Here is a 15,347-nt window from a genome sequence, read left to right as displayed (position 1 = left end):
CTGCGGCAGCAGGTGCACGCATGATCGGGCGCGCCAATTCGATCATCCCCAACTCGATCATCATTGTCGGCGGCGGCGCCAGTGGCGTCGTCCTTGCCGCACATCTCCTGAAATCGCCCAATCCAGATCTGCGCGTGACGCTGATCGAGAAGCGTCCGCATTTCGGCCAGGGCATGGCTTATTCCACGCTGCTGTCGGCGCATGTGCTGAATGTCAGTGCGGCCGGCATGAGCGCCTATGCCGACGACCCCGGCAATTTCTGGCGCTGGATGCTTGAGCGCGGCCTGGCAACGCCCGAGCAGGCGCCGGTCTATGCGCCGCGCAGCGTCTACGCCCGCTACCTCAAGGAACTGCTGGACGAGCTCGAGGCCCGCGAACAGCAGTCGGGACGGCTTCGCCTGATCCGCGAGGAGAGCCTATCGATCTCGCCGACCGGCTCCGGGGTGGAGGTGGCGCTGGCCAATGGCACCAGCGTCGTCGCCCACCTTGCCGTGCTGGCGACCGGACATGACGAGGAGCCGGGCGCCGGCCAGGGCCACGCCATCAGGATGGGATCGGAGGCCGACACGGCGCTCGATCCCGAAGCCCGAGTCCTCGTGCTGGGCACCGGCTTGAGCATGGTCGATGCGTTCCTGGCACTCGAACAGCGCGGCCATCGCGGTGAGATCGTCGCACTGTCGCGGCGCGGCCTGCTACCCTCGCCGCACCGCAAGGGCAACCCGATCAAGCTCGACGTTGCCGACATTCCGCTCGGCACCCAGCTGTCCTATTTTGTCGGCTGGTTCCGCGACCTGATCCGGGAGAACCAGAAGGCCGGTATCGACTGGCGCGACGTGGTCGACGGTCTCAGGCCCTTCAACCAAAAAATCTGGCAGAACTGGCCGTCCTCGGCCAAGCGTCGCTTTGTCGAGCACACCAAGGCCTGGTGGGACATCCACCGCCATCGCATGGCGCCCGAGGTTTACGCTCGCGTCACCGAGGCGGTGCAATCGGGCCGCATCCGTCCTGTCGCCGGGCGCATCGTCACTATTGCGGCAGGCGACGGATTCACCGTGGAGGTCCAGTCCCGCCACACGCAGCGTCTCGAAACATTCGACGTCGCCCGCATCTACGATTGCACGGGCATTGCGAGGGACATCTCGACCACGTCGAACAGCGTGGTGCGCTCGCTGGTCGACCGCGGCCTGGCGCGGCCCGACCCGCTGCGCCTTGGCCTCGACGTGACTGCCAATTGCGAGATCATTGCCAGTGATGGTTCCGTATCGGCCAAGATCCTGGCGGTCGGGCCGCTGACCCGAGGCACCTTCTTCGAGATCGACGCCATCCCCGATATCCGCGTCCAGTGCGCAAGGCTGAGCAAACAGTTGCTGGGTTGAGCTGCTGGAGGTCAGCGCTCTACGGCGCCCCCCTCTGTCCTGCCGGACATCTCCCCCTCACGGGGAGAGATCGGCAGCTTCGCCAACAGCGCCGTTCTTCACAACGTCCGAGAGTTGGCGAAAGCCGTTGCACATCCAATCTCCCCCCTCGAGGGGGAGATGGCCGGCAGGCCAGAGGGGGGCGCTGTCCCGCCGGCCTGCGACCAAACACTGGAATTTCATTCCTCGTCTGGCCGGTTGATTGGCACGATCTATCTTCTTTCCAACTGCAAACCGCTGGAAAAGACGATAGGCTCGCCGCCTGTCCCCGTGGCGGCCGCTTGATCATGGAGCATCCGATATGACCGAGCACAAGATCGCCGCACCTGACGGCGCCTCATCCCGCCTGCGCCCGCCCTATGCATCGGTCCTCGACCTGATCGGGCAGACACCGGTGGTCGAACTGACCAAGTTCGATACCGGCAAGTGCCGGCTGTTCATCAAGCTCGAAAGCCAGAATCCCGGCGGCTCGATCAAGGATCGCATCGCGCTGTCCATGATCTCCGCCGCCGAAAAGCAGGGCAAGCTCAAGCGCGGCGGCACGATCGTCGAGGCGACCGCCGGCAATACCGGTCTCGGCCTCGCCCAGGTTGGCATCCCCAAGGGCTATCGCATCATCCTTGTCGTGCCCGACAAGATGTCGCGCGAAAAAATCCAGCATCTGCGCGCGCTCGGCGCCGAAGTGCGCATGACGCGTTCCGACGTCGGCAAGGGCCACGCCGAATACTATCAGGACATGGCCGAAAAGATCGCCGCCGAGCTGCCCGGCGCCTTCTACGCCAACCAGTTCGCCAATCCGGCCAATCCGCTGGCGCATGAAACCACCACCGGTCCGGAAATTTTCTCGCAACTCGAAGGCGACGTCGACGCCGTGGTCGTCGGTGTCGGCTCCGGCGGCACGCTGACCGGGCTTGGCCGCCATTTCAAAGAGGTCTCGCCGAAGACCGAAATGATATTGGCCGATCCGGTCGGCTCGGTGCTGGCGCCCCTAATCAAGACCGGCAAGCTGGAAGAGGCCGGCAGCTGGACCGTCGAAGGCATCGGCGAGGATTTCGTCCCGCCCAATGCTGATCTGTCGCTGGTCAAGAAGGCCTACTCCATTCCCGACAAGCAGAGCATGCTGGCAGTGCGCGACCTCTTGTCCAAGGAAGGCATTTTGGCCGGCTCGTCCTCCGGCACGCTGCTGTCGGCAGCCTTGCGCTATTGCCGTGAGCAGACGGTTGCGAAGCGGGTCGTCACCTTCGTCTGCGACAGCGGCAACAAATATCTGTCAAAAGTGTTCGACGATTTCTGGCTGGCCGAGCAAGGCCTTGCCGAGCAGGAGCATCATGGCGATTTGCGCGACCTGGTGATGCGTTCGCATCGCACGGGCGATACGGTCTCCGTCGGTCCGGAGGAAAGCCTGCTCAATGCCTATGGCCGCATGCGCCGCTCCGATGTTTCGCAGCTGCCGGTGCTGGACAATGGCAAGCTGGTCGGCATCGTCGACGAAAGCGATATTCTGGCCAAGGTCGATGGTCCCCATGACGGGCGCTGGGAGCGCTTCAACGGCCCAGTGCGCACGGCGATGACCTCCAATCTGCACACGCTGCAGGCCAGCCAGACGCTGGATGCGCTGCTGCCGGTGTTCGACCGCAACGAAGTCGCAATCATCTTCGATGGCGACGAGTTCGTCGGTCTGATAACCCGCATCGACCTGATCAACCATTTGAGGCGCGCACGATGACCATCAACGCACCCGGCAAGAACCGCCTGGCCTTTTCGACGCGCACCATCCATGGCGGCCAGAGCCACGACCCACTCACCGGCGCGGTGATGGTGCCGATCTATGCCACCTCGACCTACGGCCAGCAGTCGCCCGGCGTGCACAAGGGTTTTGAATATGCCCGCAGCCAGAACCCGACCCGCTTTGCCTTCGAGCGCGCGGTGGCCGATCTCGAAAGCGGCTCGGCCGCCTTCGCCTTCGCCTCGGGGTTGGCGTCGATCGCCACCGTGCTCGAACTGCTCGATGCCGGCGCGCACATCGTCGCCACCGACGACATCTATGGCGGCTCCTTTCGACTGATGGAACGGGTGCGCAAGCGCTCCGCCAATCTGCAGGTCTCTTTCGTCGACTTCACCGACCTTGCCGCCGTCGAAGCGGCGATCCGCCCCGAAACAAAACTGCTCTGGGTCGAGACGCCGACCAACCCGCTGCTACGCATCGTCGACCTCGAAGGCGTTGCGGCATTGGCCAAGCGCAAGGGCCTGCTCACAGTCGCCGACAACACGTTTTGCAGCCCGTATCTGCAGCGGCCGCTGGAGCTCGGCATCGACATCGTCGTCCACTCGACGACCAAATACCTCAACGGCCATTCCGACATGGTCGGCGGCGTCGCCGTGGTCGGCGACAACAAGGATCTCGCCGCCCAACTGAAATTCCTGCAGAACGCCATCGGCGCCATTTCAGGCCCGTTCGACAGTTTTCTAGCGCTGCGCGGCATCAAGACCCTGGCACTGCGGATGGAGCGCCATTCCTCCAATGGCCTGAAGATTGCGCAATGGCTGGAGCGCCGCCCCGACGTCCGCCGCGTCATCTATCCCGGCCTCTCCAGCCATCCGCAGCACGCCATTGCCAAGCGGCAGATGCATGCCTTCGGCGGCATGATAACGGTCGAGCTCGACCGCGACCTCGCCGCCACGAAACGCTTTCTTGAGCGCACGCAACTGTTCACTCTGGCCGAAAGCCTCGGCGGCGTCGAAAGCCTGATCGAGCATCCTGCCATCATGACCCATGGTTCGATCCCAGCAGAAAAACGCGCCGCCATCGGCATTTCCGATTCGCTGGTGCGGCTTTCGGCCGGCATCGAGGACGGGGATGATTTGATTGCGGATTTGGAACAGGCACTGAAGAGCTGAACGACCCTTTTCGGCAAGCGAGACTTGATCCAGCCATCGCCTCGCCTTCGCGGCGCCCAGCCCGTGGACCACACGTCCGGACTTTGCAATTTCAGATTCCATTCTAGAGTGTACTCACTTTGCGATCCCCGGAGGCGTCATGCGCGTAGTGGTGCTGGGTGGCGGCGTCGTCGGCGTCACCACCGCCTATCAGCTGCAAAAGGACGGCCACGAGGTGGTGCTCATCGAGCGCCAGCCGCAAGTCGCCGCCGAGACCAGCTGGGGCAATGCCGGCATGATCGCGCCGGGCCATTCCTTCGTCTGGTCGTCGCCCAGGGCGCCGATGATCCTCTTGAAATCACTGGTGCTGAGGGATCAGGCGCTGCGCTTCAAATTCTCGGCCGATCCGCGGCTCTACTCCTGGTCGTGGCTGTTCCTGATGGAATGCACGGCGGCGAAGGCGAAGCGGAACACGTTGCTCAAGCATAGGCTCGCTGCCTATTCGCAAACTGTCCTGCGCGAAGTCGTCGCCGACGAAGCCATCGACTACGACCGCAACGACCGCGGCATCGTCTATTTCCACCGCAGCCAGCAGGCGCTCGACAAGGGTGTCGAGCATATGAAGGTGCTCGAGTCCGACGGGCAGGAGATAAGAGTGCTCGACCGCGAAGCCATCGTCGCGCTCGATCCATCGCTGGCGTCCGCGAAGGAAAAGATTGCAGGTGGCATCTATTGTCCGACCGACGAGACCGGCGACCCGGCCAAATTCACCCGGGCGCTAGCGACCAAGGTGGTTGAACGCGGCGGCGCCATCCACACCGGCACCACCATTACCGGCATCGAGACATCGAGCGATGGCATCACTCAGGTGCTCACTGACAAGGGACCCTTCAAGGGCGACGCCTATGTGCTGGCGCTCGGCTCTCACAGTCCGATCCTTGCCAGGACGATCGGCATCAACCTGCCGATCTATCCGATCAAGGGCTACTCGCTGACCATTCCCGTCGGCAATCGGCCGCAGCCACCGACCATCGCCGCGATCGACGAACACAATCTGGTCGCCATCTCGCGCTTCGGCGACCGTATCCGCGTCACCGCGACGGCAGAGTTCGCCGGCTACGACACCAGTCACAAGCCCGCCGATTTCGCCTTCATGAAGGGCGTGACGCAGGAGCTCTACCCCGAAGGCGCCGACTACGACCGCGCCGAAATGTGGGCGGGTCTGCGGCCGATGACGCCGAACAATCTGCCCGAGTTCGGACAACGGCGTTTGCGCAACCTCTACCTCAATACCGGGCACGGCCACATCGGCTGGACCATGTCGCATGGCTCGGCCCGCATCACCGCCGATCTGATCGCCGGGCGCCGGCCCGCCATTTCCATGGATGGGCTTTTGAACTGAGAGCATGATCCCAAGGGATCCGAAAGGTCATGCTCAACCAAGAAAGGGAACGCTATGTCCGCCAGACTTGCTGCCTCTGTCCCCCAATCCTCCGGTCCGGTCGACCTTGGCGTATTGCCGTCCGACCTCGATGGCGGTCTTGCCTCACGCGCGGCGATCGGCCTTGTCGTGCTGGCCACGGACCAGACGTTGGAGCATGAATTCCGCGCGCTGGTTCGCATTCCCGGTGTCGCCTTCTACGAAGCACGCGTCTTCAACGACAACGACATCACGCCGGAGACGCTGCGCGCCATCGGCCCCCGGATCGCGCCCACCACCGACCTCATCTTGCCCAGCATCCCGCTTGATGTCGTCGGCTTCGGCTGCACCTCGGCGACGATGACGCTCGGCGAGGAGGCTGTCTTTGCCGAGATCAGGAAGGTGCGGCCCGGCGTCGCCTGCACCACGCCGGTCACCGCGGCCCTGGCAGCCTTCAAGGCGCTCGGCGCCAAGGGCATCGGCCTGCTGACGCCCTATGCGCCGCAAATCAACGAAAACCTCGTCGCCTATTTCACCGGGCGCGGCCTCAACATTGCAGCCGTCGCCACCTTCGACCGCCGCGACGACCGCGAAGCCGCCCGCATCTCGGTCGCCTCGATCGAAGCCGCGGCCGAGCGGATGGCCGCCACCCCGGGCGTAGATGCGATCTTCATCTCCTGCACCAGCCTGCGCATTGCCGAAGCGGCGGCCGGGCTGGAAAAGCGCATCGGTATTCCGGTCACCTCCAGCAATCATGCCATGGCCTGGCATTGCCTGCGGCTCGCCGGTGTCGATGATGTCGTGCCCGCTGGCGGCAGGCTGTTCGGATTGCAGGTCGGCTGATCGCCAGCCTTGCGAGGGTTCGAAATCCGAGGTGTTAACAGAACCGGAAGGGGTTGTTTAACCGTTCGCCGCTATGTCACCCCCTGGGGGGCATGACAAAGTGAGTACGATGAGCGACAGCCCCGAAAAGCGCCACGAATGGCGCGCCATTTTTTACGTGCAAGCCCGCGTCGCCATCCTGTTCGTGCCGGTGGTTGCCAGTCTGCTGATCATTGCGGCCCTTGCCGGCAACGAACGCAAATCCGTTCCGACGACGATCGACCCGACCGTCACAGGCTCCGTGCGATAAATGGCGCAACAGCCGGCAGCGTACGCCTGTTCGGAAGAGCGCCTTCCTTGCCGGGGAACCGCACGCATCCGTCGAACATTGTGCTCCAGGAAAGCAACTGGAGGACATGATGACAAGAGCCCTCGACGTGAACGACAACACCCCGCAAAATCCGAAGCGCCCGCCGCAGTCCAGCGACAAGCCCAGGAAACAGAAGGTTGAGGGAAAGGCTCTCCAGGTGAACGAAAACAGCGTGGAGAACCAGGAACCTGCCCCAATGCCGGAACGGCGAGACTGACTGCTTCATCCGCAAAGAAAAAGCTCGGGCGAGCCGGGCTTTTTCTTTCTCAGCATCCGGACTGGCGCCCCCTCAATAAAATCGCGGGATCGGACCGTTCTGCGGCGTGGCGCGGTCGCCGAGGTCGAGGAACACCTCGTCGATATAGCACCATCCCCAGCCTTCCGGCGGATCGTAGCCTTCGATGATCGGATGGCGGGTGGCGTGAAAATGCTTGGTGGCGTGACGATTGGGCGAGTCGTCGCAGCAGCCGACATGGCCGCAGGTGCGGCACAGCCGCAGATGCACCCATTGCGAGCCGCTCTTCAGGCATTCCTCGCAGCCGAGTGCGCTCGGCGTCACGTCCTTGATGTCATGCGCATGTCTGCATTCATCTGCCATCAAATTCTCCTGGCCGTTTGAGGCGCGACGGCGTTGCCGCGCGCCAGATATGCGTGCAATGCCGCCACCACCTGGGCGCCTTCGCCGACAGCGGCCGCGACCCGCTTGACCGAGCCGGAGCGGACGTCGCCGATGGCAAACACCCCGCTGCGGCTCGTTTCCATCAGCCCCGATTCTATGTCCGATCCGGTGCGGACGAAACCCTTGGCGTCCAGTGCCACGTTGCATTGCGCCAGCCAGTCCGTATTCGGGTCGGCGCCGATGAACAGGAAGAGATGGCGGATCGGCCGCGTTGTCTCCTCGCCACTGGCACGGTGACGCCAACGGATCGTGCCAAGATTGCCCTCGTCGCCGTCCAGCGCCTCAACCTCGGTCTCGGTCAGCACTTCGATGTTCGGCTGTGCCTTGATGCGCTCGACCAGATAGCGCGACATGGTGGCATCGAGACTGCGGCCGCGCGCCAGCAGCGCCACCTTCCGGACATGGCTGGCCAGATAGACAGCCGCCTGCCCGGCCGAATTGCCGGCGCCGACCAGCGCCACCTCTTGGCCGGCGCAAAGCCGCGCTTCGATCGGCGACGCCCAATAGTGCACGCACGCCCCCTCGAATTGTGCAAGATTGGCGATATCGAGGCGGCGGTAGCGCGCGCCGCTGGCGATCACCACCGTACGCGCCCGCACGCTCTCGTCGTCGCCGACATCGAGCCTGTAACCGTCGCTTGCCCCGCTGAGCAGCTTGGCCTCGTCAGGGATCACCATTTCGACCCCGAACTTTTGCGCCTGGTTGTAGGCGCGCGCCATCAGCGCCATGCCCGAAATGCCTGTGGGGAAGCCGAGATAGTTCTCGATGCGCGAGGAGGCGCCCGCCTGCCCTCCGAAGGCGCGGCAGTCGAGCACGATCGTCGAAAGCCCTTCGGACGCCGCATAGACCGCAGCCGCCAGCCCCGCCGGTCCGGCGCCGACGATGGCCACGTCGTAGACTTTCGTGGCGTCGATCGGCCGCAGCAGGCCGATGCAGCGGGCGAGCTCCTTCTCGCCGGGATTGCGCAGCAGCTTGCCGTCCGGACACAGCACGATCGGCAGATGATGCGGGTCGACGTGGAAGCGCTCGATCAGCGTTTTCGCGCAAGGATCGCTGTCGGAATCCAGCGCCCGGTGCGGCTGGCCGCTGCGCGCCAGAAAACCTTGCAGCCGCAACGTGTCGCCATTGCCGGCGGGTCCGATGATGACCGGCCCGCTGCTGCCGCTTTCCAGCAGGCCGACACGGCGCAGGATCAGAGCCCGCATGATGCGCTCGCCGAGATTGGCCTCCTGCACCATCAGGTCGCGCAGCCGCTGCGCTGGGATGACGAAGGCCTCCACCGGTTCGGCGGCCTCGGCATTGACCAGCGACGGGCGGGCCGAAAGCTGCGCCAGCTCGCCGACAAAACTGCCCGGACCGTGGGTGACGATCGTTTCGCGCCGGCCGAGCCCGCCATCCTGCGTGATATCCACCTTGCCCGACAGGAGGACGATCAATCCGGGCGCCACATCGCCGGCTCTGACGATGTGCTCGCCCGCGGCATAGGCGCTGGCCTCGCCGAAACGGCGCATGCGATCGATGTCCGCCTCAGCCAGCGTGGGGAACATCTGGTCACGACGAGTGACGAGCGTGGATGGAGCCATGGTTTCGATCGTACCGCTGGGGTCGTCGGGTTTGAAGTGGTTTGTTCGAGGGCTAGCCGGGTGGGGAGGTTGGCGGCAACAAAGAGCCCGGGCGAACCGGGCTTTTCCGCGTGCTCAGCCGGTCTATTGACACATACCGACCGTATGGTATCAACATGGCATGTCAAGACCGACCAAACATTCGCCCGAACGTGGCAGCGCACGAACCCGGCTCCTTGAGGCGGCGCAGGATATCATCCGCGCCAAAGGCTTCGCCGCCACCACGGTCGATGACCTCTGTCGTGCGGCCGACGTCACCAAGGGGGCGTTTTTTCATCACTTCGGCAGCAAGGACGCTCTGGGCGTCGCCGCGGCAGAGTTCTGGGCCGAGACGACGACGGGCTTTTTCGACGCCGCGCCGTATCACGAGCCGGCCGATCCTCTCGAACGCATTCTCGCCTATGTCGCTTTTCGCAAGGCGATCATCGCGGGCGACCTTGCAGAATTCTCCTGTCTGGTCGGAACCATGGCGCAGGAGGTCTACGCAAGTTCCCCCGACATTCGCGATGCCTGTGGCCGCAGCATCTTCGGCCATGCGGCGACGCTGGAGGCCGACATCGAGACCGCGCGCTGGGATCACGGCATCGCGGGCGACTGGACGGCCGAAAGCCTCGCACGGCACACGCAAACCGTCATCCAGGGCGCGTTCGTCCTGGCCAAGGCAGGCAACGATCCCGAGCTTGCGCGGGAAAGCCTCGATCATCTGGACCGGTACATCCGGCACCTGTTTCACATCGCGGAGGAGGACGCAAAATGAGCGGAACTGCTGATATCGGATGCGCCTGCGGACGGACACGCCTCGAGGTGCTGGGAGCACCGATCCTGGTGTCCGAATGCCTGTGCAACAGCTGCAGGGCTGCCGCGGGTCGTCTCGCGACGCTTCCCGGCGCAAGGAATATCCTCACATCGTACGGCGCGACGTCTTGTGCAGAGTATCGCAAGGATCGAGTCCGGATCCTGTCCGGCGCGGAGCATCTGAGCGAATTCCGGCTGGCAGCCGATGCGGGTACGCGCCGTGTCGTCGCCACGTGTTGCAACACGCCGGTCTTCCTGGAACTGAAGGGCGCGCACTGGCTGAGTATCTATCTGCACCTCTGGCCGCACGAAGCGCGGCCGAAAGCCGAGTTGCGAACGATGGTTGGCGCCCTGCCCGATGCCTCAAACCTGCCGGACGACATCCCCAATCTGAAAAGCCACACAGTGTCTTTCTACGCAAAGCTTCTGGGGGCGTGGATCGCCATGGGGTTCCGGAATCCGAAGATCGACGTGGTGGGGAAGATCGAAGCCTGAGGCGCGTAGCCGGCTTCAACGCCTGGATGCAAAAAAGCCCGCTTGCGCGGGCTTTTGAGAAGGGCTGTCGTGGACAGCCACAACAAAACTTTGGTGCCCAGAAGAGGACTCGAACCTCCACTCCTTGCGGAACACGGACCTGAACCGTGCGCGTCTACCAATTCCGCCATCTGGGCTGGTGCGGGCTCATGTAAGCGGGCAAGCGATGAGTGTCAACGCGCTTTTTCAAATGCCCACTTGCCGGCTCAGCCCTCCAGCACTTCCTTGGACGCCACGGTCGAATCGGCGTTGAGCTTGTAGATCACCGGCACGCCGGTGCCGAGTTCCAGCTTGACGATCTCCTCGCCCGACTTGCCGTCCAGCGCCATGATCAGCGCCCGCAGCGAATTGCCGTGTGCCGCCACCAGCACCGTGCCGCCGCGCAGCACATGCGACTGCATGTCGTGCAGGTAATAGGGCCAGACGCGGGCGCCGGTGTCTTTCAGGCTCTCGCCGCCGGGCGGCGGCACGTCGTAGGAGCGGCGCCAGACATGCACCTGCTCCTCGCCCCACTTCTTGCGCGCGTCGTCCTTGTTGAGGCCTGAGAGGTCGCCATAGTCGCGCTCATTCAGCGCCTGGTCGCGGACGGTCTTGAGATCGCTTTGGCCGACCGCGTCGAGAATGTGCTGGCAGGTCTTTTGCGCCCTGATCAGTGACGAGGTGAAGGCGATGTCGAATTTCAGGCCGCGTGCCCTGAGTTTCTGGCCTGCTTCCTTGGCTTCCTTGTGCCCCTGTTCGGTCAGGTCGACGTCGCGCCAGCCGGTGAACAGGTTCTTCAGGTTCCATTCGCTCTGGCCATGGCGCACGAGCACGAGAGTTCCCGACATTTTCGCTCCTTCAACGTTTATGGATGTGGCCGTCTCAGGCGAGCCCGAGCACGTCCCGCATGGAATACAGTCCCGGCTTCTTGCCGCGCGCCCAAAGTGCCGCCTTGACCGCGCCACGGGCGAAGATCGCCCGGTCCTCGGCATGGTGGGCAAGCGTGATGCGCTCGCCGGTGCCGGCCAGAATTACGGAATGGTCGCCGACCACCGAGCCGCCGCGCAGCGTGGCGAAGCCGATCGAGCCGGTCTTGCGCACCCCGGTGTGGCCATCGCGCACGCGCACATCGTTGCCGGCGAGCGCTATGCCGCGCCCTGCGGCCGCGGCCTCGCCAAGCAGCAGCGCCGTTCCCGAGGGCGCATCGACCTTGTGCCGGTGGTGCATTTCCAGGATCTCGATGTCGAAATCGTCGGCGTCGAGCGCCCGCGCCGCCTGCTCCACCAGCACCGCCAGTAGATTGACGCCGAGGCTCATATTGCCGGATTTGACGATCGTTGCGTGGCGCGCCGCCGCCGCGATTTTCGCATTGTCCTCGGCCGAGCAGCCGGTGGTGCCGATGACATGGGCTATGCGCGCCTGCGCGGCATAACCGGCGAATTCGACGGTCGCGGCCGGGGCGGTGAAATCGAGCACGCCATCGGCCTTGGCGAAGACCGGCAGCGGGTCGTCGCCGATCGCAACATTGATGATGCCGATGCCGGCCAATTCTCCGGCATCCTGTCCGAGATAGGGCGATCCGGCCCGTTCCACCGCACCGGCGACGCGGGCGCCCGGGATGGTGTGGATGGCGCGGATCAGCGCCTGGCCCATGCGGCCGGCCGCACCCACCACCACCAGGCCCATATCGCCGGATTCGCTCATGCGTTCCTCCCCACCAGCTTCTTTCCACGCGAGCGCGGCAGCGGAGTTTGGATTGGCTTGGCGTCGTCGACAAGCCCCAGCCCCTTCTTGCCCTGCACCCGGTGGAAGCGGGCATAGACGCTGTGCGGATCGGCCATCAGCGAGGCATGCGTGCCTTCTTCGACCAGCCGGCCCTGTTCCAGCACGATGATGTGGTCGGCATTGACCACCGTCGACAGCCGGTGCGCGATGACGATGGTCGTGCGCCCTTCCATGACATGGGTCAGCGCTTCCTGGACGCGGGCTTCGGCCTCGTTGTCGAGCGCCGAGGTCGCCTCGTCGAGCAACAGGATCGGGGCATTGCGCACGATGGCGCGGGCGATCGATACGCGCTGGCGCTGGCCGCCCGACAGTGTCACGCCGTTTTCGCCGACAGGGGTGTCGTAGCCTTCCGGCTGCTGGCGGATGAACTCGTCGGCCGCGGCCTGTTGCGCGGCCCGCTCGATCTCGCTGTCGCTGGCGCCCGGCCGGCCGTAGCGGATGTTGTCGCGGATGGTGCCTTCGAACAGATAGGGCTGCTGCGAGACATAGGCGATGGAGCCGCGCAGCGACTGCTTGGTAACCTCTGATATGTCCTGGCCGTCGATCTCGATGTTGCCCGCCTCGACATCGTAGAAGCGCTGCAACAGTGCCACCAGCGTCGACTTGCCGGCGCCCGAGGCACCTACGATGGCGGTCATCTTGCCGGCGGCGGCGACGAAGCTCAGCTCCTGCAGCACCGGCGCGTCCGCGACATAGCCGAACGAGACATTGTTGAAGCGCACCTCGCCAGTGGTGATCTTCGCCTCAACCGCGCCGGGCGCATCGCCCTGCTGCGGCTCGAGGTCGAGCAGTTCGTAGATCATGCGCGCATTGACCAGCGCCCGCTCCATGCCGACCTGCATGCGCGCCAGTCGTCGTGCCGGGTCGTAGGCAAGCATCAGCGCGGTGATGAAGGAGAAGACTGCGCCCGGCGGCTCGCCCAGAACCGTTGCCCGGTAACCGGAATAGCCGATGACGCCCGCAACCGCGACGCCGGCCAGAATGTCGGAAATCGGCGACAGCCGTTCCGACACGCGCGCGATCCGATTTGCCCGGTGTTCGGAACTGTCGACAAGGTCGGCGATGCGGCGCGACAGCGCGTCCTCCATGGTGAAGGCCTTGACGATGGCGATGCCTTGCGTGGATTCCTGCATGGCGCCGATCAGCCGCGAATTGATCTGCACCGATTCGCGCGTGATGCGGCGCACCCGGCGCATGATGTACACCACGGCGTAGATGAGTGGCGGTCCGATCAGCAGTGAGCTCAGCGCCAGCACCGGGTCCTGGTAGATCATGACGCCGATCAGGCCGATCAACGTCACGCCGTCACGCGCGGTCGATGTCAGCGTCATCGACAGCAGATCGCGGATGCCGTTGACGTTCTCATTGATCTGCGCGGCCAGCTGGCCCGAACGGGTATCGTTGAAAAAGCCGACCCCGAGCTTCATCAGATGGTTGAAAATGCGGCGTTGGTAGCGCGCGACGAGATTGTTGCCGATCCTGGCCAGTATGACGCCCTGGCCGTAGGTGGCAAAGCCGCGCAGGATGAAGGTCGCCAGAATGCCCGCGCAGATCAATGCGATCAGGTCGCCCCGCCGCTCGTAAAAAATCTGGTTGACGACCGGGCTCATGACCCAGGCGACGGCGGCCGTCGTGGCGGACACCACCAGCAGGCAAAGGATGGCCAGAACGTAGGACCCGCGGTATTCGCGGCCGTTCTCGGCGAAGATGCGGCGCACCACTGCCACAATCTCGCCGGGTTGGGCTTTGCCTGTGTTTGGTGTTTGAAGTGTCAAGTCTGGAGCGCTTCGTGGGTTTCGCTTCGTGTGGCCGGGCTGCAATTAGGCATCCCTCTTAACGCCCCGGTCACGGCTTGCCTATGGCCAAGGCGGCGAAACTTCGTCGCGGGCCGGACCATGATCCCGAAAAGTGGAAGCCGGTTTTCCGGAAAAGATCATGGTCAACTAAAAGATAGGACCCCATCCTGATTCCATCAGGATGGTTCAGGCCTTAGGCCCGCCAGCGCCGTCCTGCCGTCTGGACACCGAACAGCGAAGGGTTTCTGGCATAGGCGGCGAGACCGAAAAGCGCCGCCAGCGGATGGGTGATCACGTAGACCGGCATGGTGCGCATCAGCTCCCTGTGCGGCGCCTTGTCCTCGAAGGCGGCGCGGAAATTGCCCGCTTTCAGCGCCGGCACGATTTTCTGGGCGATGCCGCCGGTGAGGAAGACGCCGCCGCGGCTCTTGAACACCAGCGCCAGATCGCCGGCGGTTCGCCCGAGGCAAGTGACGAACATCGACAACGCCTCCTCGGCCACCGGATCGGATTTTGCCAGCGCCGCGGCGGTGATCTCGGCCGGCTTGGTGAAGGGCGCCGGCTTGCCGTCGGCCTTGGCCACCGCCCTATAGACGTTGACGAGGCCGCGCCCGCACAGGATCTGTTCGCCGGAGATGCGTCCCTCGAGTTTCTCGATATGCGGAAACACTTCGAAATCGCGCGGCGAGCGCGGCCCGATATCCATGTGGCCGCCCTCGCCGGGCACCGGTATCCAGTGGTGCAAGGCGTAGACCAGCCCGGCGACGCCGAGCCCGGTTCCCGGCCCGAGCACCACCCGTCCCGCATTGGGTTCCGGTGTGCCGCCGCCGATCTTTTCCATATGCTCCTCGCCGAGCGCGACGACGGCCAGCGCCTGCGCCTCGAAATCATTGAGCACGACGATGTCGCTCAAGCCCAGGCTGGCAAACATCTGCCGGGGCTTGACGATCCACGGGCAGTTGGTGAGCTGGATCTCGTCGCTGTCGACAGGGCCGGCCACCGCCAGCACCGCCGAATTTGGTCGGATCGACGAGCGGTCGAGCACCGCCGCCTGGATCGCCTCGTCTATGGTATTGAAATTGGCCGTCTGGACGATCTGCGGCTCGCTTGGCTCCGAATTCGCGTCGAGCACGATCGAGAAGCGCGCATTGGTGCCGCCGATGTCGCCGATCAGGACCGGAAATCGCAGCGCTGTCTCGTCGTCGCCTTGCATGCTCTTGTCTGTCCCCGTTCCGGCAGTCTGCCGCTGTTTC

At 64.3% G+C, this 15,347-nt stretch carries 15 protein-coding genes and 1 tRNA gene; 9 read left to right on the top strand and 7 right to left on the bottom strand.

What is annotated here, in order from left to right; translation table 11 throughout:
• Positions 1-20: 20 nt before the first annotated feature.
• From LHFGNBLO_RS08665 to LHFGNBLO_RS08635, 7 genes are all read left to right on the top strand, one after another.
• The gene (locus LHFGNBLO_RS08665; protein WP_258605891.1) at positions 21-1,376 is read left to right on the top strand and encodes an FAD/NAD(P)-binding protein; all 1,356 of its coding nucleotides are present in this window, start codon (positions 21-23) and stop codon (positions 1,374-1,376) included.
• 340 nt (positions 1,377-1,716) lie between these two features.
• Complete coding sequence (locus LHFGNBLO_RS08660) at positions 1,717-3,141, top strand: pyridoxal-phosphate dependent enzyme (protein WP_258605889.1); 1,425 nt, start codon at positions 1,717-1,719, stop codon at positions 3,139-3,141.
• Complete coding sequence (locus LHFGNBLO_RS08655; protein ID WP_258605887.1) at positions 3,138-4,313, top strand: cystathionine gamma-synthase; 1,176 nt, start codon at positions 3,138-3,140, stop codon at positions 4,311-4,313. Before LHFGNBLO_RS08660 ends, LHFGNBLO_RS08655 begins: the two co-directional genes overlap by 4 nt.
• 139 nt (positions 4,314-4,452) lie before the next feature.
• The gene (locus LHFGNBLO_RS08650) at positions 4,453-5,694 is read left to right on the top strand and encodes a D-amino acid dehydrogenase (protein ID WP_258605885.1); all 1,242 of its coding nucleotides are present in this window, start codon (positions 4,453-4,455) and stop codon (positions 5,692-5,694) included.
• A gap of 54 nt (positions 5,695-5,748) precedes the next feature.
• Positions 5,749-6,555, top strand: a complete 807-nt coding sequence (locus tag LHFGNBLO_RS08645; RefSeq protein WP_258605884.1) for an aspartate/glutamate racemase family protein — start codon at positions 5,749-5,751, stop codon at positions 6,553-6,555.
• A 109-nt stretch (positions 6,556-6,664) separates the two neighbouring features.
• Positions 6,665-6,844 (top strand): hypothetical protein, encoded by a 180-nt coding sequence (locus LHFGNBLO_RS08640; RefSeq protein ID WP_258605882.1) that lies wholly within the window; start codon positions 6,665-6,667, stop codon positions 6,842-6,844.
• A gap of 127 nt (positions 6,845-6,971) precedes the next feature.
• Positions 6,972-7,121: a hypothetical protein gene (locus LHFGNBLO_RS08635; protein ID WP_258605880.1), complete on the top strand. Its 150-nt coding sequence runs from the start codon at positions 6,972-6,974 to the stop codon at positions 7,119-7,121.
• 72 nt (positions 7,122-7,193) lie between these two features.
• Here LHFGNBLO_RS08635 and LHFGNBLO_RS08630 read toward each other — a convergent pair whose 3' ends face one another.
• Positions 7,194-7,502, bottom strand: coding sequence for a UBP-type zinc finger domain-containing protein (locus tag LHFGNBLO_RS08630; protein ID WP_258605879.1), 309 nt, complete (start codon positions 7,500-7,502; stop codon positions 7,194-7,196).
• Positions 7,502-9,166 carry an FAD-dependent oxidoreductase gene (locus tag LHFGNBLO_RS08625; RefSeq protein WP_258605877.1) on the bottom strand — a complete coding sequence of 555 codons (1,665 nt, stop codon included), beginning with the start codon at positions 9,164-9,166 and terminating at the stop codon, positions 7,502-7,504. Before LHFGNBLO_RS08625 ends, LHFGNBLO_RS08630 begins: the two co-directional genes overlap by 1 nt.
• Positions 9,167-9,326: 160 nt before the next feature.
• Between LHFGNBLO_RS08625 and LHFGNBLO_RS08620 the strand changes: the two genes are divergently transcribed.
• Positions 9,327-9,962 carry a TetR/AcrR family transcriptional regulator gene (locus LHFGNBLO_RS08620; RefSeq protein WP_258605875.1) on the top strand — a complete coding sequence of 212 codons (636 nt, stop codon included), beginning with the start codon at positions 9,327-9,329 and terminating at the stop codon, positions 9,960-9,962.
• Entirely contained in the window at positions 9,959-10,495 is a 537-nt protein-coding gene (locus LHFGNBLO_RS08615) for a GFA family protein (RefSeq protein ID WP_258605874.1), read from the top strand. Before LHFGNBLO_RS08620 ends, LHFGNBLO_RS08615 begins: the two co-directional genes overlap by 4 nt.
• A 91-nt stretch (positions 10,496-10,586) precedes the next feature.
• Here the strand turns inward: LHFGNBLO_RS08615 and LHFGNBLO_RS08610 are convergent.
• From LHFGNBLO_RS08610 to LHFGNBLO_RS08590, 5 genes are all read right to left on the bottom strand, one after another.
• Positions 10,587-10,671: transfer RNA gene (locus LHFGNBLO_RS08610), tRNA-Leu, on the bottom strand.
• A gap of 69 nt (positions 10,672-10,740) precedes the next feature.
• Positions 10,741-11,361, bottom strand: coding sequence for a 2,3-bisphosphoglycerate-dependent phosphoglycerate mutase (locus tag LHFGNBLO_RS08605; RefSeq protein ID WP_258605873.1), 621 nt, complete (start codon positions 11,359-11,361; stop codon positions 10,741-10,743).
• A gap of 34 nt (positions 11,362-11,395) precedes the next feature.
• Positions 11,396-12,217: a 4-hydroxy-tetrahydrodipicolinate reductase gene (gene dapB, locus LHFGNBLO_RS08600; RefSeq protein WP_258605872.1), complete on the bottom strand. Its 822-nt coding sequence runs from the start codon at positions 12,215-12,217 to the stop codon at positions 11,396-11,398.
• A complete protein-coding gene (locus LHFGNBLO_RS08595; RefSeq protein ID WP_258605871.1) occupies positions 12,214-14,073 on the bottom strand; it encodes an ABC transporter ATP-binding protein in 1,860 nt (619 codons plus the stop codon). Before LHFGNBLO_RS08595 ends, dapB begins: the two co-directional genes overlap by 4 nt.
• 214 nt (positions 14,074-14,287) lie before the next feature.
• A complete protein-coding gene (locus LHFGNBLO_RS08590) occupies positions 14,288-15,307 on the bottom strand; it encodes a glucokinase (protein WP_258605869.1) in 1,020 nt (339 codons plus the stop codon).
• Positions 15,308-15,347: the final 40 nt, after the last annotated feature.

It is taken from the genome of Mesorhizobium sp. AR10 (assembly GCF_024746795.1).
Taxonomy (GTDB): Bacteria; Pseudomonadota; Alphaproteobacteria; order Rhizobiales; family Rhizobiaceae; genus Mesorhizobium.
Note: the sequence above shows the minus strand (reverse complement) of the source record. Positions and strands in the feature narration are given on the sequence as shown.